The 25,363-nt window shown below is 72.6% G+C and carries 22 protein-coding genes; 11 read left to right on the top strand and 11 right to left on the bottom strand.

The window, feature by feature from the left end:
- Positions 1-5: 5 nt before the first annotated feature.
- Entirely contained in the window at positions 6-563 is a 558-nt protein-coding gene (locus tag IG05_RS48065) for a hypothetical protein (RefSeq protein WP_158839081.1), read from the bottom strand.
- A gap of 260 nt (positions 564-823) precedes the next feature.
- On the opposite strand from IG05_RS48065, the gene IG05_RS0135085 reads away from it, so the two are divergent.
- From IG05_RS0135085 to hutH, 3 genes are all read left to right on the top strand, one after another.
- Positions 824-1,618 (top strand): enoyl-CoA hydratase/isomerase family protein, encoded by a 795-nt coding sequence (locus IG05_RS0135085; RefSeq protein ID WP_030348130.1) that lies wholly within the window; start codon positions 824-826, stop codon positions 1,616-1,618.
- Positions 1,619-2,048: 430 nt separating this feature from the next.
- The gene (locus IG05_RS0135080) at positions 2,049-3,191 is read left to right on the top strand and encodes a GGDEF domain-containing protein (RefSeq protein WP_030348129.1); all 1,143 of its coding nucleotides are present in this window, start codon (positions 2,049-2,051) and stop codon (positions 3,189-3,191) included.
- An 88-nt stretch (positions 3,192-3,279) separates the two neighbouring features.
- The gene (hutH, locus tag IG05_RS0135075) at positions 3,280-4,818 is read left to right on the top strand and encodes a histidine ammonia-lyase (RefSeq protein ID WP_030348128.1); all 1,539 of its coding nucleotides are present in this window, start codon (positions 3,280-3,282) and stop codon (positions 4,816-4,818) included.
- Between the two features lie 88 nt (positions 4,819-4,906).
- Here the strand turns inward: hutH and IG05_RS0135070 are convergent, their stop codons facing one another.
- Complete coding sequence (locus IG05_RS0135070; protein WP_234336151.1) at positions 4,907-5,701, bottom strand: hypothetical protein; 795 nt, start codon at positions 5,699-5,701, stop codon at positions 4,907-4,909.
- A 42-nt stretch (positions 5,702-5,743) separates the two neighbouring features.
- Complete coding sequence (locus tag IG05_RS0135065) at positions 5,744-6,073, bottom strand: LAETG motif-containing sortase-dependent surface protein (protein ID WP_030348126.1); 330 nt, start codon at positions 6,071-6,073, stop codon at positions 5,744-5,746.
- Between the two features lie 109 nt (positions 6,074-6,182).
- Here IG05_RS0135065 and IG05_RS0135060 point away from each other — a divergent pair, with 109 nt between their 5' ends.
- From IG05_RS0135060 to IG05_RS0135050, 3 genes are all read left to right on the top strand, one after another.
- A complete protein-coding gene (locus IG05_RS0135060; protein WP_037815263.1) occupies positions 6,183-6,527 on the top strand; it encodes a hypothetical protein in 345 nt (114 codons plus the stop codon).
- Positions 6,528-6,754: 227 nt separating this feature from the next.
- Positions 6,755-8,002, top strand: coding sequence for a L,D-transpeptidase (locus IG05_RS0135055; RefSeq protein ID WP_030348124.1), 1,248 nt, complete (start codon positions 6,755-6,757; stop codon positions 8,000-8,002).
- A 393-nt stretch (positions 8,003-8,395) separates the two neighbouring features.
- Positions 8,396-11,641 carry a S8 family peptidase gene (locus IG05_RS0135050; RefSeq protein ID WP_051790590.1) on the top strand — a complete coding sequence of 1,082 codons (3,246 nt, stop codon included), beginning with the start codon at positions 8,396-8,398 and terminating at the stop codon, positions 11,639-11,641.
- Between the two features lie 54 nt (positions 11,642-11,695).
- Here the strand turns inward: IG05_RS0135050 and IG05_RS0135045 are convergent, their stop codons facing one another.
- Positions 11,696-12,604, bottom strand: a complete 909-nt coding sequence (locus IG05_RS0135045) for a helix-turn-helix domain-containing protein (RefSeq protein WP_030348122.1) — start codon at positions 12,602-12,604, stop codon at positions 11,696-11,698.
- Positions 12,605-12,775: 171 nt separating this feature from the next.
- Here IG05_RS0135045 and IG05_RS0135040 point away from each other — a divergent pair, with 171 nt between their 5' ends.
- The gene (locus IG05_RS0135040; protein WP_030348121.1) at positions 12,776-13,816 is read left to right on the top strand and encodes an NAD(P)-dependent alcohol dehydrogenase; all 1,041 of its coding nucleotides are present in this window, start codon (positions 12,776-12,778) and stop codon (positions 13,814-13,816) included.
- A gap of 240 nt (positions 13,817-14,056) precedes the next feature.
- On the opposite strand, the gene IG05_RS0135035 is transcribed toward IG05_RS0135040, so the two are convergent.
- The 4 genes from IG05_RS0135035 to IG05_RS0135020 form a co-directional block, all read right to left on the bottom strand.
- Positions 14,057-14,782, bottom strand: a complete 726-nt coding sequence (locus IG05_RS0135035) for a Type 1 glutamine amidotransferase-like domain-containing protein (RefSeq protein WP_030348120.1) — start codon at positions 14,780-14,782, stop codon at positions 14,057-14,059.
- Between the two features lie 81 nt (positions 14,783-14,863).
- Positions 14,864-15,982: a hypothetical protein gene (locus tag IG05_RS0135030; RefSeq protein WP_030348119.1), complete on the bottom strand. Its 1,119-nt coding sequence runs from the start codon at positions 15,980-15,982 to the stop codon at positions 14,864-14,866.
- A 108-nt stretch (positions 15,983-16,090) separates the two neighbouring features.
- A complete protein-coding gene (locus tag IG05_RS0135025) occupies positions 16,091-17,722 on the bottom strand; it encodes a M48 family metalloprotease (RefSeq protein ID WP_030348118.1) in 1,632 nt (543 codons plus the stop codon).
- Between the two features lie 267 nt (positions 17,723-17,989).
- Positions 17,990-19,108, bottom strand: a complete 1,119-nt coding sequence (locus tag IG05_RS0135020) for a hypothetical protein (RefSeq protein ID WP_030348117.1) — start codon at positions 19,106-19,108, stop codon at positions 17,990-17,992.
- Positions 19,109-19,292: 184 nt separating this feature from the next.
- Here IG05_RS0135020 and IG05_RS0135015 point away from each other — a divergent pair, with 184 nt between their 5' ends.
- Positions 19,293-20,447, top strand: a complete 1,155-nt coding sequence (locus IG05_RS0135015; RefSeq protein WP_030348116.1) for a cystathionine gamma-synthase — start codon at positions 19,293-19,295, stop codon at positions 20,445-20,447.
- Positions 20,448-20,456: 9 nt separating this feature from the next.
- Here the strand turns inward: IG05_RS0135015 and IG05_RS0135010 are convergent, their stop codons facing one another.
- From IG05_RS0135010 to IG05_RS0135000, 3 genes are all read right to left on the bottom strand, one after another.
- Complete coding sequence (locus IG05_RS0135010) at positions 20,457-20,705, bottom strand: hypothetical protein (RefSeq protein WP_030348115.1); 249 nt, start codon at positions 20,703-20,705, stop codon at positions 20,457-20,459.
- Between the two features lie 73 nt (positions 20,706-20,778).
- Positions 20,779-21,282: a sigma factor-like helix-turn-helix DNA-binding protein gene (locus IG05_RS0135005; RefSeq protein WP_030348114.1), complete on the bottom strand. Its 504-nt coding sequence runs from the start codon at positions 21,280-21,282 to the stop codon at positions 20,779-20,781.
- 103 nt (positions 21,283-21,385) lie between these two features.
- Positions 21,386-21,892, bottom strand: a complete 507-nt coding sequence (locus IG05_RS0135000) for a MarR family winged helix-turn-helix transcriptional regulator (RefSeq protein WP_030348113.1) — start codon at positions 21,890-21,892, stop codon at positions 21,386-21,388.
- A gap of 161 nt (positions 21,893-22,053) precedes the next feature.
- Between IG05_RS0135000 and ilvA the strand changes: the two genes are divergently transcribed.
- From ilvA to IG05_RS0134985, 3 genes are all read left to right on the top strand, one after another.
- Entirely contained in the window at positions 22,054-23,283 is a 1,230-nt protein-coding gene (gene ilvA, locus IG05_RS0134995) for a threonine ammonia-lyase (protein ID WP_030348112.1), read from the top strand.
- A gap of 166 nt (positions 23,284-23,449) precedes the next feature.
- Positions 23,450-24,481 carry a daunorubicin resistance protein DrrA family ABC transporter ATP-binding protein gene (locus IG05_RS0134990; RefSeq protein ID WP_030348111.1) on the top strand — a complete coding sequence of 344 codons (1,032 nt, stop codon included), beginning with the start codon at positions 23,450-23,452 and terminating at the stop codon, positions 24,479-24,481.
- On the top strand, positions 24,478-25,335 hold the full coding sequence (locus tag IG05_RS0134985) for an ABC transporter permease (protein WP_030348110.1): 858 nt from the start codon (positions 24,478-24,480) through the stop codon (positions 25,333-25,335). The genes IG05_RS0134990 and IG05_RS0134985 overlap by 4 nt, the downstream gene beginning before the upstream one ends.
- The last annotated feature ends 28 nt before the right edge of the window (positions 25,336-25,363 follow it).

Genomic DNA, 25,363 nt, shown 5'->3' with positions numbered 1-25,363 from the left:
GTCCGCTATCCCCCGTGGCCGCCGAGAACGTCCACGCACAGGCCGATCACCGGCACGCACACCCCGCCCGGACGGGGCTCCGCCGTGCTCCGGCTCGGCGTGGGGGCCGGGGTCGCACTGGGGCTCGTCGGTGCCGGACCCGGGGCTGACGCCGTCGGCGCGGGGCCTGTAGTACCGCCGGGTGTGCCCGGGGCGCCGGTCGCGTGAGCGGTCGGTACGGGGGTGGGGCCGGGCGGCGCCGTGGCCGTACCCGCTGCCGTAACCGGTGCGGTGGGGGCGGCGGACCCGGTGGGCGTCGGTGCGAGGCTGCGGCCGCCCATGACGGAGGTCGCCGACGGCAGCGCGGTGCGGGCGGCGGCGATGGTGGCCGAGGTGTGCGCGGAGCCGTCCGGGGCCCGGCCGCCGGGACCGAGCCGGGGCTCCGCCTCCGCGGTGCCGGACGCGCCGACCCCCGCGTCCGGGGCCACCCGCACCAGGCTGAGCACCCCCGCGGCCAGGGCGAGACCGCCGGCGGCGAGCAGCACCTTGCGGGAACGGGGCTTGCGGTGCCGACCGCGCCGCACGCCCGGCGCACTCCCCGGCGCGCGCTCCTGTGCCGCAGCGGACCGTCCAGGTATCGGTGGTGTCATGGGTTCCCTCCCCGCCGCGCGCCCGGGGCGCGCCGTGGCGCACGCTATGCGCTCGTGTGGGCGAACTGCGCCGAGACGGCCGGGATGTCACTCGAACGGGCGAACGGGCGGAGCGCCCCGGGCTTCCCGGAAGGGGCATCGGCTGCGATGATCGGGCCGACGGTCAGTTAACCCGCGTTAACCGGAGGGGTGTCATGAGCGAGGAGCGGTTCGGGGAGTTCGTGCTGGTGCGGCGGCACGGGCACGTCGCTGAGCTGGTGCTGGACCGGCCCAAGGCGATGAACGCCGTCTCCACGGAGATGGCCCGGTCCCTCGCGGGCGCGTGCGCCGCGCTCGCCGCCGACCGGGACGCCCGGGTGGTCGTGCTGACCTCGTCGCACGAGCGGGCGTTCTGCGTGGGCGCGGACCTGAAGGAGCGGAACTCCTTCACCGACGCCGACCTGGGGCGGCAGCGGCCGGTGGCGCGGGCCGCGTACACCGGGGTGCTGGAGCTGCCGATGCCGACCGTCGCGGCGGTGCACGGCTTCGCGCTGGGCGGCGGTTTCGAGCTGGCGCTGTCCTGCGACCTGATCGTGGCCGACGCCACGGCCGTGGTGGGGCTGCCGGAGGTGTCCGTGGGCGTGATCCCGGGCGGCGGCGGCACGCAGCTGCTGCCCCGGCGGGTCGGCGCGGCCCGCGCCGCCGAGCTGATCTTCTCGGCGCGGCGGGTGGAGGCGGCGGAGGCGGCCGGGCTCGGGCTGGTCGACCGGCTGGTGGAGGCCGGCCGGGACCGCGAGGAGGCGCTGGCGCTCGGGCAGCGCATCGCCGGGAACTCGCCGGTGGGCCTGCGGGCGGCGAAGCGGGCGCTGCGGCTGGGGCACGGGCTGGACCTGCGGGCCGGGCTGGAGGTCGAGGACGCGGCATGGCGCTCGGTGGCCTTCTCCGGCGACCGCGCGGAGGGCGTGGCGGCCTTCAACGAGAAGCGCAGGCCGGAGTGGCCGGGGGAGTAGCGGCGCCCAGGACGGGTGCGGGGAACGGCGCGACCAGCCCCGGTGCCCCCGTCCCGTGCGCTGGTCCGCGGGCCCGGCCACACAGCCGCTCGCGACCGGCCCCAGCGCCCCCGCACCCGGCGCTGGTCCGCGGCCCCGGCCACACAGCCGCACGCGACCGGCCCCAGCGCCCCCGCACCCGGCGCTGGTCCGCGGCCCCGGACACACAGCCGAGCCACAGCGCCCCGCACCCGGTAACGATCCCGGGCCGCCTACGCACCCACCCCCGCAACGCACCCGCTACCGCACTCACCCCCAGCCCCGCACCCGCACCCACCCCCGTACCGGCAACGGCCCCGAGCCACCCCCGCACCCGGCGGAGCACCGGGGTCCGCCACCTGATCGCCGCACCCACAGCCCCAAACAACCCATTCCTCCCTAATCTGGAGTAATGGGCGAGGACGAGCGGCTGACCGCGGTCGTGACGCTGGCGCAGGGCATGGCGGCGGCCCGCACCCCGCGGGAGTGCTGGCAGGCCGCCGCCCTCGGCGCCTGCCACGCGCTGGACGGCAGCTTCGCCGCGCTGTCGGTGTGGGAGCGGGAACTCGGCCGGCTGCGGGTCCTCGTGAACGTCGGGGACCGCGCCCCGGACGAGGAGGAGTTCCCGGACGCCGAGACCTACCCGGTGCACCAGTTCCCGGAGATCACCGAGTTCCTGCACGAGCGCTGGGCCGGCGGCGGCGGCCCCAACGCCTGGGTGGAGACGGCCGAGGGGACGGCCGCCGGCGACCCCGGTTACTTCCACCAGCGCGTCGCCGCCCTGCGCCGGCGGGGCCGTGGCTGCTGTGTCGTCGCCCCCGTCGTGCTGCACGGCCGCGCCTGGGGCGAGCTGTACGTGGCGCGCGCGGCCGGCGAGCCGCTCTTCGCGCGGGCCGACGCCGACTTCGCCACCGTGCTCGCGGCCGTGGTCGCCGCGGGCATCGCGCAGACCGAGCGGCTGGAGGAGGCCCGCCGGCTCGCGTTCACCGACGCCCTGACCGGCCTCGCCAACCGTCGGGCCGTGGACGTACGCCTGGAGGAGGCCGTCGAGCGGCACCGCGCGGAGGGCGTCGTCGTGAGTCTCGTGGTCTGCGACCTCAACGGGCTCAAGCGGGTCAACGACACCCTCGGGCACGCCGTCGGCGACCGCCTGCTGGAACGTTTCGGCTCGGTGCTGTCGCTGTGCGGCGCGATGGTGCCGGGCGCGCTGTCCGCGCGGCTCGGCGGGGACGAGTTCTGTCTGCTCGCGGTCGGGCCGGCCGCCGACGACGTGGTGAAGGCCGCGGACGAACTGTGCCGCCGGGCCGGGGAGTTGGAGCTGGGGGAGGGGGTGGCGTGCGGGGTCGCCTCGACCGAGGACCCGATCGGGGAGGTGCGGGACGCCCGGCGGCTGTTCCGGCTCGCGGACGCCGCCCAGTACCGGGCCAAGGCCACCCGGCTGGACCGGCCGGTGGTGGCCGGCCGGGAGGGGCCGGACGATCCGGTCGTGCGGCTGGCCGACCAGCCGCCGCCCTCGCGGGCGGAGCGGCGCCGGTTCCGCGGCCGCCGGCCGTGAGGCGAAGCCCACACCGCACGGTAAGGGTCACCCCCGGTTCCCACTAGTGACATCACCGCATTCAATGCGTACGCTCCTGAATATGGATATGCACACTGTGGTGGTGGGGACGTCCGGTGTCACGGCGTCCGACGTTCTCGCCGTGGCGCGCGGCGGTGCCCGCATCGAGCTGTCGGCCGAAGCCGTGGCGGCCCTCGCGGCGGCCCGGGAGATCGTGGACGCGCTGGCGGCCAAGCCGGACCCGGTCTACGGCGTCTCCACCGGCTTCGGCGCGCTGGCGACCCGGCACATCAGCCAGGAACTGCGCGCCCAGCTGCAGCGCAACATCGTCCGCTCGCACGCCGCCGGCATGGGGCCGCGGGTCGAGCGCGAAGTCGTACGGGCCCTGATGTTCCTCCGGCTCAAGACCGTCTGCTCCGGGCACACCGGTGTGCGGCCCGAGGTCGCGCAGACCATGGCCGACGTGCTGAACGCCGGGATCACCCCGGTCGTGCACGAGTACGGCTCCCTCGGCTGCTCCGGCGACCTGGCCCCGCTGTCCCACTGCGCCCTCACGCTGATGGGCGAGGGCGACGCCGAGGGCCCCGACGGCACCGTGCGGCCCGCCGGTGAGCTGCTCGCCGAACACGGGATCCAGCCCGTCGAACTGCGCGAGAAGGAGGGCCTCGCCCTCCTCAACGGCACCGACGGCATGCTCGGCATGCTGGTCATGGCCCTCGCCGACCTCGACACCCTCTACAAGTCCGCCGACGTCACCGCCGCCCTCAGCCTGGAGGCGCTGCTCGGCACGGACAAGGTGCTCGCGCCCGAGCTGCACGCCATCCGCCCGCACCCGGGCCAGGGCGCCTCCGCCGCCAACATGCTGGCGGTGCTGGAGGGTTCGCAGCTCACCGGCCACCACCAGGACGACGCCCCCCGGGTCCAGGACGCCTACTCGGTGCGCTGCGCCCCGCAGGTCGCCGGCGCCGGACGCGACACCCTCGCGCACGCCCGCCTGGTCGCCGAGCGGGAGCTGGCCTCCGCCGTCGACAACCCGGTCGTGCTGCCCGACGGCCGCGTGGAGTCCAACGGCAACTTCCACGGTGCGCCCGTGGCGTACGTCCTGGACTTCCTCGCCATCGCCGCCGCCGACCTCGGCTCCATCGCCGAGCGCCGCACCGACCGGCTGCTGGACAAGAACCGCAGCCACGGGCTCCCGCCCTTCCTCGCGGACGACGCCGGCGTCGACTCCGGGCTGATGATCGCCCAGTACACGCAGGCCGCGCTGGTCAGCGAGATGAAGCGGCTGGCCGTACCGGCCTCCGCGGACTCCATCCCGTCCTCCGCCATGCAGGAGGACCACGTCTCCATGGGCTGGTCGGCCGCGCGCAAGCTGCGCACCGCCGTCGACAACCTCACCCGGATCATCGCCATCGAGCTGTACGCGGCCACCCGCGCCGTCGAACTGCGCGAGGGCCTCACCCCGGCACCCGCCACCCGGGCCGTCATCGAGGCCGTACGGGCCGCGGGCGTGCAGGGCCCCGGTCCGGACCGTTTCCTGGCGCCCGACCTGGCCGCCGCCGACGCGTTCGTGCGCGGTGGCGACCTCGTGACGGCCGTGGAGAAGGTCACCGGCCCGCTCCGGTGAACGCGAAGGGGCCCCGGCACACCGGCCGGGGCCCCTCGACGCCGCGGACGTGACGTCACGTCGGACGGACGCCATACCGGACGAAACGTCACTTCAGCTTGGCGGCCTGCGCCTTCACGACCGGAGCGGAGACCGTGTAGGCCTTCTTGCTCATCATCGCGCCGATGTTGATCGTGGTGTACACGGCAAGGGTGCTGCCGTGCCGCACGACCTCGGCGTGCAGCGGCAGGGTGCCGTCCTTGCCCGCGTCGTTCGTCCCGGTGAAGGCCACCGACGCGTCACCGGTGCCGGAGGACTTCTCCTCGGCGACCTTGGTGAACTTGCCCTTCTCGCCCGCCTGCTCGCCGGAGAAGCCGCCCGCGCAGGCCTTGACCGCGTCCGAGACCGCCTTCAGGCCCTGCTCGGCGCCGTCCCCGTCGTACGAGGCCAGGGTGACGACGGTGACGTCCAGGTCCATGGACTTGCCCAGCGCGTCCTCGAACTTGCCGTTCTCCAGGTCCTCGGGAGACGTGGAGTCGCCCGTTGGGGCCTTCTTCTCCTCCGTCGCCATGCGGCTGGTGTGCGCCGCCGGGTCGCCGGGCGCGATGCCGGTGAACGCCCGGAGCACCGGCTCGCACCGGGTGTCGCCGGCCTTCACCTTGCTCTTGTCGGGAACACCGCCCTCGACGGCACCGACCTTGTGCCCGGGCACGTCGCCCTGGGCGATGATCAGCTTCTGCAACTCGGCGGCGCTCAGCGCCTTCGCGGCGGGCTTCGCCGCGTCCTTGCCCGAACCGTTCCCGGAGTCCTTCGCACCTTCGCCGCCACAACCCGTGACGAGGGCGAGCGACAACGCGCTCACAGCTGCGGTGGCGCACAGCCGCACGCCCGATGATCTCTTCATGGGCGAACTATGTGACCGCTGTCAAGGATTCGTCAAGAAAAATTAAAAGCCCAGGCGTTCCCGGCGCACCGAATACACCACGAAACCGGCACCCACGGCGAGGAAGAGGCTGCCGCCGACGACATACGGGGTGGTGTCGAAGCTTCCCGTGTCGGCCAGCTCGGCCTGTGCCGCCTCGTCCGCGGACTCCGCGGCCGTCGCCGTCACCACTCTGGCCTGCGTGACCTGTTCGGCCCGCGGCGAGCTGGAGGTGGCCGCCGTCCCTCTCGCCGGGGCGTCCTGCGAGGCGTTCGCGGACGGGACGAACCACAGCGCGCACAGCAGGGTGCCCGCGGCGGTGGCGGTCAGCAGCGGACGGCGAACGGATGACACGGAATATCGATCCCCTTGTGCAGCTGGCGAATTGGCCGTGTGGGGCGATGTTAGTGAAAGGCGCGGGTCACAGGAAAGTCACGGGAGGTTTCAGTCGTACGCTCCCGCCATGAGTACAGAAGAGACATCACGGTTTGTACGGCTTCGCGTGGAGCTGGTGCTGGAAGTGCACGACGACGACGCGGTGGCCAAGGCCGCGCTGCGCCGGATCGCCGAGGATCCGGAGTTGCCCGAGGACGAGCGGGCCCACGCCGAGGGTGCTGTGACGGAGGACACCGCCGAGGCCCTGGCCTACCTCGTGGACCCGTTCGACCTGGTCGGCGAGGTGCCCGGGGTGGAGCTCCAGCAGGCGTCCTGGTCCAGCGAACGCATCGACTACGACCCCGATTCGCCCGACTGGGACCTGGACGAGGATGATGGGGCGGACGACGAGGAAGAGGACGGCATCGGCTGAGCGTCCCGGGGCACCCGCGACCCCGGACGGCAACCGCCGTCCGGGGTTTCGTCGTCCCAGGGGGGACGCGCGGACCGGAGCCCGCGGCACCCGCGACCGCGTTCAGCGGACGTGGGATGCCCCACAGATGCACGGACTGTGGAACGGGGCGGCCCGGCCGTAGCGTTGAAGGTTCTCGACGGGGACTCTCGGGGTTATCGCGACTCGCAACGATGGAGAAGCTTGTGATGACGGACAGTAAGCGGCGCCGGCGCCTGACGGCCGCGTCCGCTCTGCTCGGCGGTGTGCTGGTGCTGACGGCCTGTTCCGGCGGTGACGCCGACGGCTCCGGCAGTGGCGGCGACACTTCGCAGGCCAAGGTCGACGAGGCGGCGGCCAAGAAGTCGTCGGAGGCGCAGATCACGATCACGCCGAAGGACGGCTCCAACAACGCCTCGATCAACAACTCCGCCGTCGTCGCGGTGAGCAAGGGCACGCTGACGGGCGTCACCATGACCACCCAGGACGGCAAGGCCGTCGCCGGTCAGCTGTCCGCCGACAAGAAGAGCTGGAAGCCCAGCGTCCAGCTGGAGCGCTCCACCACCTACAAGCTCGCCGCCGAGGCCAAGGACTCCGAGGGCCGGATAGCCCACGAGAACGCCTCCTTCACCACGGTCTCCCCGGCCAACAGCTTCATAGGCTCCTTCACCCCGGACAACGGCTCGACGGTCGGCGTCGGCATGCCGGTGTCGGTCAACTTCGACAAGGCGATCACCAACAAGGCGGCCGTGCAGAAGGGCATCACGGTCAGCTCCAGCAGCGGCCAGGAGGTCGCCTGCCACTGGTTCAACGCCAACCGCATGGACTGCCGGCCGGAGGAGTACTGGAAGGAAGGCTCCACCGTCACTCTGAAGCTGGCCCTCGACGGGGTCGAGGGCGCGGCGGGCGTCCACGGCGTCCAGCAGAAGACGGTCACCTTCCACATAGGCCGCAACCAGGTCTCCTACGTCGACGCGCAGACCCACCAGATGAAGGTCACGCAGGACGGCAAGGTCGTCAAGACCATCCCGATCTCCGCCGGCGCCCCCGACAAGAAGACGTACGAGGGCCGGATGGTGATATCGGAGAAGTTCAAGGAGACGCGCATGAACGGCGCCACCGTCGGTTTCAAGGACTCCGACGGCAAGGGCGAGTACGACATCAAGGACGTACCGCACGCCATGCGCCTGACCACCTCGGGCACCTTCATCCACGGCAACTACTGGGGCGCCTCCTCGGTGTTCGGCAACGAGAACACCAGCCACGGCTGCGTCGGCCTCCAGGACAAGAAGGGTGCCAACGACCCCGGCACGCCGGCGGCCTGGTTCTTCAACCACTCGCTGATCGGTGACGTCGTGGTCGTCCAGCACACCGGCGACAAGACCGTCTCGCCGGACAACGGCCTCAACGGCTGGAACATGGACTGGGCGCAGTGGAAGGCCGGTTCGGCCGTCTGACGAGCCCCCTCCCAGCTCTCTCCCGGTGCCGCCCCCAGGGGCGGCACCGGTGTTTTCCGGGCTGTCCCCGGGACTTTCCCCCGCGAGCCGAAGGCGTATAACACCGGTGGAACGCAAAGGACTTCGCGGTTCTGTAACGGTGTCCCGCCCGGCTCGTAACAGTTCCGGGATGCGCTTTCTCACCTTCTTCTCATCTATTGAGCCGTCTGATCACCCCCCGGCATACTGCGGGATCCGGGGGGTTGGCGTGCATGCGTGCGAGTCCACCCCCGACCGGGTGAACGGGGAATTCGCCCGGTACCTCATCTCCAGGGGGAGAACTTGCGCAGACAAGTGAAAAGAGCAGCTGCGGCCACCGTGGCAACGGCCGCAGCGGTCGCCCTCGCAGCGGGTATGACCAGCCCGGCGTCGGCGAAGACCGCGCGCACCTCGACGGCCGCCACCGCGGCCGCCAAGGTCACCGGCAAGCACCACGTCACGCTCATCACCGGTGACCGGGTCGCCCTCGACGCCAAGGGCCGTGTCGTCGGCCTGGAGCGGGCCAAGGGGCGCGAGCACATACCCTTCCAGGTCCGCAAGGCCGGCGGACACACGCTGGTCGTCCCGGCCGACGCGGCCCGCCTGGTCGCCTCCGGCACGCTGGACCAGCGCCTGTTCGACGTCACCGAGCTGAACAAGGCCGCCACCCGCAAGGCCCAGAAGAACGGCCTGAAGGTCATCGTCGGCTACCGCGGCACCGCCACCGCCGCCAAGGCCGACGTCCGGGACGCGGGCACCCTGCGCCGCAGCCTGAAGACGCTCAACGCGGACGCCGTGCAGACCCCGGTCGAGGCCACCGCCGAACTCTGGGACGCCGTCACCAACGGCGACCGCACCGCCTCCGGTATCGCGCACGTCTGGCTCGACGGGGTCCGCAAGGCCTCGCTCGACAAGTCCGTGCCGCAGATCGGCGCACCCACCGCCTGGAAGGCCGGCTACACCGGCAAGGGCGTGAAGGTCGCCGTGCTGGACACCGGTGTCGACACCAGCCACCCGGACCTGAAGGACCAGGTGGTCGAGTCCAAGAACTTCACCGCCGCCGCCGACGCCAAGGACCACTTCGGGCACGGCACGCACGTCGCCTCCATCGTCGCGGGCACCGGCGCCAAGTCGGGCGGCAAGTACAAGGGTGTGGCCCCGGACGCCAAGCTGCTCAACGGCAAGGTGCTGGACGACACCGGTTCCGGTGACGACTCCGGCATCCTCGCCGGCATGGAGTGGGCGGCCTCCCAGGGCGCCTCCGTCATCAACCTCAGCCTCGGTGGCTACGACACCCCCGAGGTCGACCCGCTCGAAGCCGAGGTCAACAAGCTCTCCGCCGAGAAGGGCGTCCTGTTCGCGATCGCCGCGGGCAACGAGGGACCCCAGTCGATCGGTTCGCCGGGCAGCGCGGACGCCGCGCTCACCGTCGGCGCCGTCGACAAGCAGGACAAGCTCGCCGACTTCTCCTCCACCGGCCCGCGCACCGGCGACGGCGCCATCAAGCCGGACGTCACCGCGCCCGGCGTGGACATCACCGCCGCCGCCGCCAAGGGCAGCGTCATCGACCAGGAGGTCGGCGAGAAGCCCGAGGGTTACCTGACCATCTCCGGCACCTCGATGGCCACCCCGCACGTCGCGGGCGCCGCCGCCATCCTGAAGCAGGAGCACCCCGACTGGGGCTACGCCGAGCTGAAGGGGGCCCTGACCGGCTCCACCAAGGGCGGCAAGTACACCCCGTTCCAGCAGGGCTCGGGCCGGATCCAGGTCGACAAGGCGATCAAGCAGTCGATCGTCGCCGACCCGGTGTCGGTGAGCTTCGGCGTGCAGCAGTGGCCGCACACCGACGACAAGCCGGTCACCAAGAAGGTGACGTACCGCAACCTGGGCGACAAGGACGTCACGCTCACCCTGTCCAGCACCGGCACCGGCCCCAAGGGCGCGGCGGCCCCGGCGGGCTTCTTCAAGCTCGGCGCGACGACGGTGACCGTACCGGCGCACGGCACGGCCTCGGCCGACCTCACCGTCGACACCAAGCTGGGCGGCACCCTGGACGGCGCCTACTCCGCGTACGTGACGGCGACGGGCGGCGGCCAGACGGTCCGCACGGCCGCCGCGGTGCAGCGCGAGGTGGAGTCCTACGACGTCACCCTGAAGTTCGTCGGCCGTGACGGCAAGCCGACCCCGAACTACGGCGCCGACCTCAGCGGCGTCGGGGGCCTGGCGGGCGGCCTGTGGCTGAACCCGTACGACAAGTCCGGCACGGTGAAGGTGCGCGCGCCCAAGGGCACGTACATCCTGAACAGCTCGGTCTACGCCGACCCGCAGGACGCCACCAAGGGCATCGACTGGATCGCGCAGCCGAAGCTGACCGTCGGCAAGAAGCAGACGATCACCATCGACGCGCGCAAGGCCAAGCCCGTGGACATCACCCTCCCGGCCTCGGGTGTGAAGTCCCGGTTCGCCTCGCCGGAGTTCGACGTCACGATCGGCGACGGCCAGTACGGCTACGGCTGGTTCCTCGACACGTACAAGGGCTTCCGCACCGCCCACCTGGGCCCGCAGCTGCCGGCCGGTTCGCTGAGCCAGCAGTGGGACGGCCACTGGAGCAAGGGCGCGACCGAGGAGTACGACGTCACCTCCGGCGGCCCGGTCAAGCAGCTCGCCACCGGCTACACCAAGCACTACAAGGCGGGCGACCTGGCCACGGTGAAGGTCCGCATGGGCGCGGCGGCCCACGGCAAGAAGGGCTCGGTCGACGCGGTGGGCTGGCTGCCCGGCAGCTCCGGCGCCTCCTCCATCACCATCCCGCAGAACCTGCCCGGCACCCGCACCCTGCACCTGTCCGCCACCGGCGGCGTGCAGTGGCAGCTGCAGTTCCAGCAGGACGGCGGGGTCGACCAGGACGGCTTCCCGGTCTACGACGCCGGTTACGCCCTCGGCCAGTTCGCCTTCAAGGCCGGCCGGACCTACACCAAGACGGTCAACACCGCGGTCTTCGGCCCGCACGTCGCCAAGGGCCTCGGCATCTTCCGCGACGGCGACGAGATCTTCGGTGCGCTGCCGCTGGTCGCCGACTCCGCCCGGCACAACGGGTACTCGCAGTTCACCTCGGTGAACACCACGCTGTACCGCAACGGCACCAAGGTCGGCTCCAGCACCGACCCGCTGTTCGGCGACAAGCCCTTCAAGGTGCCGGCCGGTGACGCCGCGTACAAGCTGACCACCTCGGTCAAGCGGTCCGCGAAGGTCGCGGAGGCCTCGACGCGCATCGACGCGGCCTGGACCTTCCGCTCCAAGAAGACCGCGGACTTCGTCCAGCTGCCCGCCTCGTCCCTGCGCTTCGGTGCCACCACCGGCCTGGACAGCCGGGTCGCGGCGGGCCGGACGGTCACCTTCCCGGTCACCGTCGAGGGCTCCGCCGCCGGCGGCAACCTGAAGTCCCTCGCCGTCTACGTCTCCTACGACGGCAAGAACTTCAAGAAGGTCACCGTCAAGAACGGCAGGATCACCGTGAAGAACCCGGCGAGGAACAAGGCGGTCTCGTTCCGCGCCAAGATCACCGACAAGAAGGGCAACACGTCGGAGATCACGATCCACAACGCGTACTTCGGCAAGTAGGCCGTAGCGCTCCCAGGTGAGGGGCACACCGGAGGACAGCCTCCGGTGTGCCCCTCACCGCGTGGCGGCGCGGTTCGCGTCCGTGCCCCAGCTGGCCAGCAGCCGCAGGGAGTCCGCGGAGGGGGAGCCCGGCTCGGCGTGGTACGTGAGCAGGGACTGGTCCGAGCCGTCCGTCAGCCGGAAGCTCTCGAAGTGCAGGGCCAGGTCGCCCACCAGGGGGTGGTGCAGCTCCTTGACGCCGTGGCTCTTCTCCTTGACGTCGTGCGTGGCCCACAGCCGGCGGAACTCCTCGCTCTTCACGGAGAGCTCGCCCACCAGCGCCGACAGCCGCGGATCGTCCGGATAGCAGCCCGCGTCCATCCGCAGCGCGCAGACGATGTCGATCGCCTTCTGCTCCCAGTCCACGAACAGCTCCCGGTAGTCCGGGCGCAGGAAGACCAGCCGCGACCAGTTCCGCTCGGCCGGCGCCAGCTCCGCCCAGTCACCGAAGACGGCCGCCGCCATCCGGTTCCAGGCCAGGATCTCCGTCCGCCGGCCCACGACGTACGCCGGCACCCCGTCCAGCGAGTCCAGCAGCTGCCGCAGCGCCCCCCGCACCTGCTGCTGCCGCGCCGCGGGCTTCTTCTTGTGCGCCTTCGGCTTCGCCAGATGCGTGAGGTGCGCGTGCTCGGCGTCCGTCAGCCGCAGCGCCCGCGCGATCGCGTCCAGCACCTCCGCCGACACGTTCCTGCCGTTGCCCTGCTCCAGCCGCGTGTAGTACGCCACCGACACCCCGGCCAGCTGCGCCAGCTCCTCGCGGCGCAGCCCCGGCACCCGGCGGTGCCGCCCGAACGGGGCCAGACCCACGTCCTCGGGCTGCAGCCGGGCCCGCCTGCTGCGCAGGAACTCGCTCAGCTCCGCCCGCCGGTCCAGGGGCCGGCCGGCGGCCAATGTCGCGTCCGGCTGCTCGTCCCTGTTGTCCATACGTCCAGTAAACCTGGTCGTACGCAGGCCAGCCTGACCCCGCCAGTGGTAGGCACGGCAGTCGTACGCAAAGGCGTGGTCTGGGTGAGCGGCCCTTCGCGGGGCACGCTGGATGCCGTGCCCGGCGGAAGGCAGCCGGGTGCGCGACCCCCCGCTAGGAGATTCACCGGCATGACCACTGTTGCTGCGTACGCCGCGCCCGCCGCGAAGGCCCCGCTGGAGCGGACGACCATCGAGCGACGCGCGGTCGGCGAGTTCGACGTCCTGATCGACATCAAGTTCGCCGGTATCTGTCACTCCGACATCCACCAGGCGCGCGAGGGCTGGGGCGAGGCGGTCTTCCCGATGGTCCCCGGCCACGAGATCGCCGGCGTCGTCTCCGAGGTCGGCTCCGGCGTGACGAAGTTCCAGGCCGGCGACCGGGTGGGCGTCGGCTGCATGGTCGACTCCTGCCGCGAGTGCGAGAACTGCCTGCGTGGCGAGGAGCAGTACTGCCTCAAGGGCATGGTGGGCACCTACAACGCCGTCGGCAAGGACGGCGAGCCCACCTACGGCGGTTACTCCGAGAAGATCGTCGTCGACGAGAACTACGTCCTGCGCATCCCCGACGGCCTCTCCCTGGACGTGGCCGCGCCGCTGCTGTGCGCGGGCATCACCACGTACTCCCCGCTGAACCACTGGAACGCGGGCCCCGGCAAGAAGGTCGCCGTCGTCGGCCTGGGCGGCCTCGGCCACATGGCCGTCAAGATCGCGCACGCCATGGGCGCCGAGGTGACGGTCCTGTCCCAGTCCCTGCGCAAGAAGGACGACGGCCTCAAGCTGGGCGCCGACCACTACCACGCCACCAGCGACCCGAAGACCTTCGAGGAGCTGGCCGGCACCTTCGACCTGATCGTCTCGACCGTGTCGGCGCCGATGGACTTCGGCGCGCTGCTGTCGCTGCTCAAGGTCGACGGCGCCCTGGTGAACGTGGGCGCGCCCGAGGAGCCCATCGCGCTCAACCTGTTCTCGGTGATCGGCGGCCGCAAGACGCTCGCCGGCTCCATGATCGGCGGCATCCGCGAGACCCAGGAGATGCTGGACTTCTGCGCCGAGCACGGCATCGGCGCCGAGATCGAGCTGATCAGCGCGGCCGAGGTCAACGAGGCGTACGAGCGGGTGCTGGCGAGCGACGTGCGCTACCGCTTCGTCATCGACACCGCCACGATCTGACCTGCGGTCCTGCCGGGCCGTAGCTCTGCGGGGGTACCTCTGCCGGGCCGTAGTGCTGCCGGGTCGCAGGGCCGTAGTGCTGCCGGGCCGTAGTGCTACGGGGCCGTCGTCCTGGCGGGCTACGGCCCGCGGCGGATCGTGTACCCGCGGCGGATCGTGTGTCTGCTGCGGGGCGTCTGCCCGGTGCGGGTGCGGGTGCGTCGTTGCCGTTCGCGCCGTTCCCCGCGCCCGTCCGGGGTGCTAGCCGAGACCGAAGCCCTCGCCGGCGCCGTACGCGCGCACCAGGACGGCCCCGTCCGGCGCGGGCCACACCACGTGCACCCGGCCGGAGCCGGCCACCCGGGCCTTGTCGCCGTCCACCGCGAGCAGTGTGTTCTCGTCCACGGCGGCCCCGTACGGCACCTCGCCCCGCGCGACCGCCGCCACCAGCCGTGGCAGCGTCCCCCACTGGGCCGCGTGCACGTCCACCGCGAACGGCACCAGCCCGAGCCCCGCCCGTACCTCGACCTCCGCCAGGTCCTCGCCGGTCTCCTCCGGGCACACCGGCACCCCGTCCACCAGCCACCCGCCGACCACGGCCCGCCGCGCGGCCATCGCGGCCCCGGCGGAGAACCCGGCGTACGGCAGGCCGCGCGCCGCCAGCAGCCCCGGCAGTCGCTCCAGGCAGTCCGCGAGCGCGTCCTGGTACGCGGGCGTGAGCCCGCCGCACACCAGCAGCCCGTCGATCCCGTCCAGCACGGCCTCCGGCTCGAACCGGCCGCCGAGCGGCACCAGCAGCGGCACCGGCACACACCCGGGGTCCGCCGCGCGCAGCGCCACCGCGTACCGCTCGGACTGCGCGGCGCCGTCCCCCTCGTCCAGCACCAGGCACCCGACCCGCCGCTCCCCGCGCACCTCGCGCAGGAACGGCTCGTACACCTCGGCGCGGTCCCAGCCGCCACCGATCAGAAACACCGGACTTCCCATGCCCTCCCCTTCAGCCTCCGCTTTCCGGCCGAAGGGCGAATCTACGGGGCGGCCACCGGCGCCGTCGCCCGAATTACCGGGTCAGACGGCCGCCGGCGCGGTCTGCGTCACCGTCCGGACCACGGTGTCGCGGACCTGGCAGTAGTACCCGGCGACGTCACCCCGGTAGCGCCACGGCAGCGCCTTCACATGCCCGTCGACCAGCTTGAACTGCTCCAGCGCCGCCTCGTTGCGGCCTTGCAGGTGCAGGTAGTACGCCAGCAGGTGGCGCAGTTCCGGCAGCCGTGGGTGGGACGGGTCGGCCGCCGCCGCGTCCGCGAGGGCCGCGTCGACCCGCGCCAGCATCTGCGGCGTGTTGTCGGCCTCGGTGTCGTCCGACTCGTCGTGCTCGAAGTGCGCGATCAGCGGCAGCGCCGTCAGCAGGCTGCCCAGCGGCGCGCCGGCCGCCGCCCGCTCGGCGAACTCGGTGGCCAGCCGCTCCGAACCGCGCCACTTGGCGCACCAGTACTGCAACGCGGAGAAGTGGGCCTCGTAGTGGTGCGGGGCACGGGCGGTGATCTCCTCCCACACCTTGTCCATCCGGGCGTTCGGGTAGCCGAGGCCCAGCGCCACCCAGATCTCCGCGACGTACGGCGTCGGGTCGTCCGGGTTCAGCGCCGCCGCCCGGGCGATCTCCTCTCGGGCACCGGCCAGCGTGCGGTGGAAGGCGTCGAACTGCTCCCTGGTCGTGTACTGGGCCTTCTTGCCGCCCCGCAGGTTCCAGGCCAGGATCACCGTGCTGCGGGCCCGGACCACGGCCGCGTCCGGGTCGTCCCGGCGTACGGCCTCCCACGCCAGCAGCCAGGAGTCCTCCTCGGCGGCGCACTCGGCCAGCAGGCAGGCGACCATGGACCGGCGCTCCCAGTCCCGGCCGACCGCGGCGAGCAGGTCGGCGGCCGGCTTCCAGTCGCCGCCGCGCACCGCGGCGAGCACGGTGGTCCACTCCGCGGGCAGGGGCGCGGCGAGGCCGGTGTCCTGCCGCTCGGCGGGCAGCAGACCGAGCTTCTCCGCGGCCCGCGCGGTCTCGGCGGCCTCCGCCGCCTCCGCGTCGTCGTCGGGGGTCGGGTGGAAGAGCTCCTTCAGGAACACCCAGGCCAGCCACAGCACGAAGATCAGCGTGGGGACGGCCAGGATGCCCAGGATCCAGAACAGGACGGTCATCGGGGTGGGTTCGTTTCCTTCTCGGGGGACGGCGGCGGGGCGTGGGGACCAGGAGCAGGGGCGGGGTGAGGAGCCGGCGGGGCTGCCCGGTGCGCGGGGCGGCGGGCGTCAGGCGGGCTGGGTCGCCGGTGGCAGCAGCGCCCGCAGCGCCGTGGTGTCGGGGTGGTCGGCGAGCGCCGCGTCCACCGCCTGCTCCAGCGCCGCCTCGGGACCGTCCTCCTCCGTCTCCGAGCCCCAGCCGGGCAGCCGCACGGTCGCCGGGCGGGTCCAGGAGAACTCCCAGTGCAGCAGCGAACGGGAGCTGAACTCGGCCAGCACCATGGTGCGCAGCGAGCGGCGCAGCACGGGCCGTACGAACTCGCGGAACGCCCGCCCCTTCGCGGCCGCCGCCTCCTCCGACAGCGGCAGCTGTTCCGCCAGCCGCCACAGCCGGCCGTCGTCGATGACGTCCAGCAGCGCCGACAGCGTCGCCGGCTGCCCGGTGTACCCGGCCAGCGCCTGGTGCAGCGGGGTCCGCGCCGCCGACAGGCCCGCGGACATCGAGGCGTCCAGCAGCTCCTGCCAGCCGGCGGCGCGCGGGTGGCGGAGCAGCTCGTCGAGGAGGACGGCGTCCTCCAGGGCACCCAGCGTGCGCGCCGGGTCGGCCAGCACGGCCAGCGCCGTTCCCTTGGCCTCGTCGGCGCGGCCGTCGGCGGGCAGCGCCTCGATCCGGCGTACCCGCTCGGCGATGGGCGGGTGGGAGTCGTACGGTCCCGCCGGCTCCTCCGGCAGCCCGGCGCGGAGGTCCACCAGTTCCAGCTCACGGGCCGTCAGCAGCCGGCCGAAGCCGCCGAAGAACTCGCCGCGCGGGGGCAGCAGCCGGGCCTGGAGCCCCAGGGTGGCGTAGTTGTCCAGGTAGAAGTCGTGGGAGGCGGACAGCACCGGGATCTCGCGCAGCGCCGACGCGGTCGCGTCCCGTCCGGCGATCCGGGCGGCGGTCAGGTCGGCGGCGAACTCCTGGCCGCGCGCGGTGGACAGCGAGGCGCGCAGGTAGAACTTGCCGTACGCGGTGTAGATCCGCGCCATCGCCCGGTACGTCGCCCCGACGCCGGTGGTGTCGACCTGCTTGGCCTTCTTGCCCTTGGCGACCCGCTTGGCCGACGCCTTCTCCTGCCGGGCCCGGTCGGCGGCCACCTTGTCGTCCGCCGCGGCGTGGAACTGGCCGATGACCCGGCCGATCTGCACGCGGCCGCGCACGACGAGCGCGGACAGCCGGGTGTCGCCGCCGGTGAAGTGCCCGAACTCGTGGGCGAGTACGGAGCGCAGCTGGGCCTCGGTCAGGCCGATCAGCAGCGGCACGCCGAGGTGGAGGCGGCGCGGGCCGGCGAACAGGCCCAGCAGCCGCGGGTTCTCGCTGACGGACGCGTTGACCTCGCCGGTGAGCAGGATCCGGTCGGGGGCGCGGGTGCCGGCCGCCGCGGCCAGCTCCCGGACCAGCGCCCACAGCCGGGGCTCGTCGGCCTCGGTGACCGGGATGCCGGGGCCGTCGTCGCCCTTGGGGGTGCGCAGCATGAGCATGCCGCGGACGACGGGGAGGGCCAGCAGCACCGTGATGAAGCCGACCTTCGCCGTGAGCGGTCCGTGGCCCCAGCCGAACACGAGGACGTCGACGCCGATCAGCGCGGCGAGCAGGACGAGGCTCAGCAGATAGAAGCCGAGCAACAGGACAAGGGCGCGCAGCGCGCGCAGAGTTGCGCCCATCGGGCAGATCCCCCCACAGGACCTCGGAAAAGGACATGACAGAGCGCCGGACCGGCGGGGGCCGGTCGGTGCGGATGGTGCCGGTGCGTGGTGTGCGGTGTGCGGTCGTTTGCGTGCGGTGGTGCTGGTCGTGCGAGGTGGTGGTGCTGTGATGCCGGTGGTGCCTGTGGTGCGGTGTGGGGGGATGCGGAGTATGCCCTACCGCAGGTCAGGAGGGCAATGCGGAAAGGGCGAGGGGCGGTTGGGGGCCGCCGGCCGGGGCGTCGGTCAGCCGGGGAGGCCCGCCGGGCTGCCGCCGTTGGCCTCGTAACCGGCCACGGCCAGCGCGCGGTGCAGGGCGAACGCGGCGGCCGGGTCGTCGGTCAGGGTCCACGGCAGGGCCCCGACATGGCCGTCGATGTGGATCAGCTGCTGCATGGCCTCCGCCCAGCGTTCGGCGGGGACCAGGAAGAACAGCAGCAGATGACGGACGTGCGGGAGCATCGGGTCGTCGGGACGGGCCGCGTGGACCGCGTGCAGCGCGCCGTGGATCGCCTTGGTGACGACCTCGCTCCGGTACAGGCTGCGGACCAGGTTCACCTCCGGGAGGTGCTCGAACACCGCGAACAGCGGCAGCGCGGCGAGCAGCGAGCCCTCCGGGGCGCGGGCCGCGGCGGCCTCGGCGAAGGAGTACGCCTGCTCGCGCGAGCCGTGCCACTTCTCGCACCAGTAGTGCAGCGCGGCCAGGTGCGCGCCCATGTGGTGCGGCGCACGGTCGAGGATCTTCAGCCACAGCTGGTCGAACTCGGCCGGCGGACAGGCCAGCGCGCGCGCGATGGACAGCTCTATGACGTACGGCACCGGGTCGCCGGGGGCCAGCAGGGCCGCCTGCGCACACGCGGACTGGGCCTCCTCCATGATGATCCGGAACTCCTCGGTGCCCGGGGTCGCCGTCCGCCAGGCCTGCTGCACCAGGAACTCCGCGTGGACGGCGGCGCCGCCCGCGTCCTTGGGCTGTTCGGCCCGCCACACCCGCAGCCACTGGCCGCCCGGCGTCTCGTGTATTCCGCCGGGCCGCTGCTGGAGCTCCAGCGCGGCGGCGCCCGCGAGGGACTGCACCCGCTGCCAGCGCAGCTCGCCCCCGGACTCGGTGCCGGCCAGCAGCTGGGCCGCGGCCCGGTAGTCCTGGGTGCGCTGGACCAGCTCCAGGACCGCCAGCAGGTCCTGGTCCGGGCCGGGCAGGCGCACGTCCAGCTCCTCCTGGCGCAGGAAGCCGTAGGCCGCCGGGTCGGCGGCGTCCGGGTGTCCCGGGGGAACCTGCTCGATCATCCCGCGCTTGCGCCGCATGAACGGGAGCAGCACGAAGCCCAGCATGACCAGTGCCATCAGCAGCCAGAGAATCGCCATGCCTCCCAGCGTTCCAGACGCCGCCGACAATTGGCGAACCCCACCGACCCGCCTGTGGAAAACCCCCGACCAGGGCATGACAGGGCGGGTCGGGGCCGCCCTGTCATGACGGCAGCATTGCAAGCAGGACGAATCCCTCTTGCCAGGCATCGGGAACGGGCCGGGCGCACTACGCTCGGTACACATGAGTGACAGCCACATCAGTCAGCACTTCGAGACTCTCGCGATCCACGCGGGCAACACCGCGGATCCCCTCACCGGCGCGGTCGTCCCGCCGATCTACCAGGTGTCGACCTACAAGCAGGACGGCGTCGGGGGGCTGCGGGGCGGCTACGAGTACAGCCGCAGCGCCAACCCGACCCGCACCGCCCTGGAGGAGAACCTCGCCGCGCTGGAGGGCGGCCGCCGCGGCCTCGCCTTCGCGTCCGGCCTGGCGGCCGAGGACACCCTGCTGCGTACGCTGCTCACCCCCGGCGACCACGTGGTGATCCCCAACGACGCCTACGGCGGCACCTTCCGGCTCTTCGCCAAGGTCGCCACCCGCTGGGGCGTGGAGTGGTCGGTCGCCGACACCAGCGACCCGGCCGCCGTCCGCGCCGCCATCACCCCCAAGACCAAGGCGGTCTGGGTGGAGACCCCCTCCAACCCGCTGCTCGGCATCACTGACATCGCCGCCGTCGCCCAGGTCGCCCACGACGCGGGCGCGAAGCTGGTCGTCGACAACACCTTCGCCACCCCCTACCTCCAGCAGCCGCTCACGCTCGGCGCCGACATCGTCGTGCACTCCCTGACCAAGTACATGGGCGGCCACTCGGACGTGGTCGGCGGTGCGCTGATCGTCTCCGACCCGGGCCTCGGCGAGGAGCTGGCCTACCACCAGAACGCGATGGGCGCCGTCGCCGGCCCCTTCGACTCCTGGCTGGTGCTGCGCGGCACCAAGACCCTCGCGGTGCGCATGGACCGGCACAGCGAGAACGCCACGAAGATCGCCGACATGCTGACCCGGCACCCGCGGGTGAGCGGCGTCTGCTACCCCGGGCTGCCCGAGCACCCCGGCCACGACATCGCCGTCAAGCAGATGAAGGCGTTCGGCGGCATGGTGTCCTTCCGGGTCGAGGGCGGCGAGGCGGCGGCGATCGACGTCTGCAACCGCGCCAAGATCTTCACCCTCGGCGAGTCCCTCGGCGGCGTCGAGTCCCTCATCGAGCACCCCGGCCGGATGACCCACGCCTCCGCGGCCGGCTCCCCGCTGGAGGTCCCGGCCGACCTGGTCCGCCTGTCCGTCGGCATCGAGAACGCCGACGACCTGCTGGAGGATCTGCGGCAGGCCCTCGCCTGACGGGCGCGGTCACCAGCCGGTGAGCGGTGGAGTCGTCTGCGAGGGCGGCTCCGCCCACGGGTGGGCGTCGGCCGCCCACACCGCGAACGCGACGGCCGCGGCACACGCCAGCAGCCACAGCACCCGGCGGACCGCTCGCCGCTGCCGCAGCAGACGGTCCCCGCGGCGCACCGCGTCCGCGTGCAGGTCCGGCGGCACCGGCGCGACGCCCTGCTCCATGATCCGCCGTACGGCGGACTCCCGCTGCCCTCGGTTCACCGCGGTCTCCCCTCCCGCCCACCGCACCCGTCGTGCCCTGCGCGCGCGGGGCGGCCGTACGGCGCGGCGGAGCTCATGACAGTGCCGTCTTCGCGTTCGCCGGGCGGGCGGCCGCAGGACCGCCCGGGTGGAGCACGGTGGCCGTGGCACGGTCGCAGATGGTGTGGACGCGCTCCGCGGGCAGGCCGAGCAGGGCCGCGGTCTGTTCCTCGGCCACCCCCTCGTACAGCCGCAGCACCAGGACCAGCCGTTCCCGCGGGGTGAGCGCGGCGAGCGGACTGCGCGGATCCGGCCGGGCACGGCCGAAGGCGCCGTACTGGTGCCAGGTGGTGCGCGCGAAGCGCGTGGCGAGGTACTGCCGGGCGCAGTCGTACGGGTCCTCGCCGCGCAGCCGGTCCCAGCGGGCGTACGTGTGGGCGAGCGCGAGTGTCAGCAGGCGCCGCGCGCGCGGGTTGGCCTCCGGAGCCTCCGCGGTGAGCAGCATGGCGGCGTGCAGCAGGCGCCCGGCCGCGCCCGCGGCGAACGCCTCGAAATCCCGGGCCCGGCGGGTGTCACGGGCCGCTCGCCGATCACGCACCACGCCTCCCCCCGACGGGGACCCTGTGCGGGCCCGGTCTCATATGAGGCCAGCGGCGGCCCCCGGGTCAAGAGGTGCGGACCCCTGCCGTGCGGTGCGCGGCTCAGGAGGCCGGCGGCTGCTCCACCGCCGGTACGCCCTGCACCGACATCCGCGCGGAGAGCGCGACATTGAAGCGGGTGAGGAGCGTGCAGAACTGCTCGCGCTCCTCCGGCGCCCAGTCGTGTGTCAGCTCGGCCATGAGCTGACGCCGGGACGAGCGCACCTCCTCCAGCCGGGCGGCACCGCGCGGGGAGAGCTGGAGCACCACGGCACGCCCGTCCTCCGGGTGCGAGGTGCGCTTGACGAGCCCGGTGTCGACCAGGGGCGCCACCTGCCGGGTGACCGTGGAGGAGTCGATCCCCATGCTCGCGGCCAGCGCCTTGACGCCCATCGGGCCTTCCTTGTCGAGGCGGTTGAGCAGCAGGTACGCGGCGCGGTCCATGGAGTTGCGCACCTGGCCCACGCCGCCGAGCCGGGTCTGTTCGGCACGGCGGGCGAACACCGCCACCTCGTGCTGGAGGGTGTCGAGGAGACCGGTGTCACCGACGGTCGTCATGTCCATCGACATTTCAGGTGTTGTGGGCATGGCCGGAGGCTCGCTTCATGAAGGCTGCTGGGTTGGGGGACAGGGTACGCGGCCCGGCGCCAAGCCGTACCGGCGCTGCGCAAACCGGTCTCGCAGCTTGGTCACACCCGTCGTGCGCAAACGTGAACTGCGATGCTGGAGCCATGAGCTACCGCACGGCCGACTCCTTGCGCTCCGTCACCCTCGACGACGTGCGAGGCGCCCAGAAGATGCTCTCCGGCGTCGCGCGCGCGACGGCGATGGAAGGCAGCCGGCACCTGTCCCAGCTGGTCGGCGCGCCGGTCCACCTCAAGTGCGAGAACCTCCAGCGGACCGGCTCCTTCAAGCTGCGCGGCGCCTACGTGCGGATCGCCGGACTGCTGCCGGAGGAGCGGGCCGCCGGTGTGGTGGCCGCGAGCGCCGGCAACCACGCGCAGGGCGTGGCACTGGCCTCCTCGCTGCTGGGCGTGCACTCCACGGTGTTCATGCCGAAGGGTGCGCCGCTGCCGAAGATCAGCGCCACCCGGGAGTACGGCGCCGAGGTGCGCCTGCACGGCCAGGTGGTCGACGAGACGCTGCACGCCGCCCAGGAGTACGCCGCCGAGACGGGCGCGGTGTTCATCCACCCCTTCGACCACCCCGACGTCATCGCCGGTCAGGGCACGGTCGGCCTGGAGATCCTGGAGCAGTGCCCGCAGGTGCGGACGATCGTCGTCGGCATGGGCGGCGGCGGGCTCGCGGCCGGTATCGCGGTGGCGGTGAAGGCGCTGCGGCCGGACGTCCGGATCGTCGGCGTCCAGGCGGAGGGGGCCGCCTGCTATCCGCCGTCGCTGGCCGCCGGGCGCCCGGTGTCGCTGGAGAACCCGGCGACGATGGCCGACGGCATCAAGGTGGGGAGGCCGGGCCTGGTGCCGTTCGGGATCGTCGGCGAGCTGGTCGACGAGGTGCGTACGGTCAGCGAGGACCAGCTGTCGGCGGCGCTGCTGCTCTGCCTGGAGCGGGCCAAGCTGGTCGTGGAACCGGCCGGGGCCAGCCCGGTGGCCGCGCTGCTGGGCGCGCCGGACGCCTTCGAGGGCCCGGTCGTCGCGGTGCTCTCCGGCGGCAACGTCGACCCGGTGCTGATGCAGCGGGTGCTGCGTCACGGCATGGCCGCGCAGGGCCGCTACCTGGCCGTACGGCTGCGGCTGACGGACCGGCCGGGGGCGCTCGCCACGCTCCTCGGGGTGCTGTCGGCCGTCGACGCCAACGTCCTCGACGTGAGCCACGTCCGTACCGACCCGCGGCTCGGGCTCACCGAGGCCGAGGTGGAGCTGCACCTGGAGACGAAGGGACCGGCGCACTGCGCCGAGGTCGGCCGGTCGCTGCGCGACGCCGGCTACACCGTCATCGCCTGACACGGACGCCGCGGGACCACGGCGATGCCGGGCCCACGGTGATGCCGGTCCACGGCGATGCCGCCACCCGTCCGGGTGAAGTGTATTGAGAGACGCGATACATCGCGTTATGGTTCTTGTGCGGTGAACCCGCTCCCCGGATCCCCGACGAGGTGGAGACAGACATATGCCAGGCGCCATCCATGCCGAAGGTCTGGTCAAGACCTTCGGCGACGTAAGGGCACTCGACGGCGTCGACCTCGACGTGCCCGAGGGCACGGTCCTCGGCCTGCTCGGGCCGAACGGTGCCGGCAAGACGACGACCGTCCGCTGCCTGACCACCCTGCTGCGTCCCGACAGCGGCAAGGCGGTCGTCGCGGGCGTCGACGTGCTGCGGCACCCCGACGCGGTGCGCCGCTCCATAGGTCTGTCCGGCCAGTTCGCGGCGGTCGACGAGTACCTGACCGGCCGGGAGAACCTGCAGATGGTCGGACAGCTCTACCAGATGAGGGCGAAGGCGGCCCGGACCCGCGCGGCGGAGCTGCTGGACCAGTTCGACCTCGCCGACGCCGCCGACCGCCCCGCCAAGACCTACTCCGGGGGCATGCGCCGCCGGCTGGACCTCGCCGCGGCCCTCGTGGTCTCCCCGCCGGTGATGTTCATGGACGAACCCACGACGGGCCTCGACCCGCGCAACCGCCAGCAGCTGTGGGAGGTCATCAAGCAGCTCGTCTCCAGCGGCACGACGCTGCTGCTCACCACGCAGTACCTGGAGGAGGCCGACCACCTGGCCCACGACATCGCGGTCGTGGACCACGGCCGGGTCATCGCCCAGGGCACCTCCGACCAGCTCAAGACCCGCACCGGCGGCGAGCGCGTCGAGGTCGTGGTGCACGAGCGCGAGCACATCGCGACCGCCGTGCAGGTGCTGCGCGGCTTCGGCAAGGGCGAGACCACGGTCGAGGAGCACACCCGCAGGCTCACGGTGCCCGTCACCGGCGGCGCCAAGCTGCTCGCCGAGGTCATCCGCGAGCTGGACGCGCGGGGGATCGAGATGGACGACATCGGGCTGCGCCGCCCCACCCTCGACGACGTCTTCCTCTCCCTCACCGGTCACGCGGCCGAGACCGCCGGCCCGGACCGGCAGACCGCCGAGCAGAACGGCAAGCAGACCGCCGAACAGAACGGCAAGCAGACCGGCAAGGAGGCCGTGAAATGAGCGCCGTCACCCAGGCCGTGCCCGCCACGGCGCCCGGCAACCCCGTCGGCCGGTCCGTCCGCGACTCGCTGATCGTTGCCAAACGCAATCTGATCCGGATGTCCCGCATCCCCGAAATGCTGATCTTCGGGTTGATCCAGCCCATCATGTTCGTGGTGCTGTTCACCTACGTGTTCGGCGGTTCGATGAAGATCGGCGCCAGTACGAGCGCGCTCGACTACAAGAACTTCCTGATGGCCGGCATCTTCGCGCAGACCGTCACCTTCGCCACCGCCGGCTCCGGGGCCGGCATCGCCGACGACATGCACAAGGGCCTCATCGACCGCTTCCGCTCGCTGCCCATGGCGCGCGGTGCGGTGCTGACCGGCCGCACCCTCGCCGACCTGGTGCAGACGGCGCTCACCCTGCTGGTCCTGGCCGTGGTCGCGCTGCTCGTCGGCTGGCGGGCCGGCTCCGACGGCCCCACCAACGCCGGCAAGGTCCTCGCCGCCTTCGCCCTGCTGCTCCTGCTCGGGTACGCGTTCACCTGGATCGGCGCGCTGATCGGCCTCACCGTCCGCACCCCCGAGGCGGCCACCTCCGGCGGACTGGTCTGGCTGTTCCCGGTGACCTTCATATCCAACGCGTTCGTGGACACGGGCAACATGACGCCGTGGCTGCGGCACGTCGCGGAGTGGAACCCCTTCAGCGCCACCGTGCAGGCGACCCGCGTGCTGTTCGCCAACCCCGGGCAGTCCGCCTCGGGCGCCTGGCCGATGGAGCACCCGGTGTGGGCCTCGCTGATCTGGTCGGTCCTGATCATCGTGGTCTTCCGCACCCTCGCGGTGCGCAAGTACCGCTCCGCGACCGCCTGACCCGGGCGGCCGGGCGCCGGCCGCGACA

Source organism: Streptomyces sp. NRRL S-1022 (genome assembly GCF_000720135.1).
Classification (GTDB): Bacteria; Actinomycetota; Actinomycetes; order Streptomycetales; family Streptomycetaceae; genus Streptomyces.
This window is presented reverse-complemented; position numbering and strand designations above follow the sequence as displayed.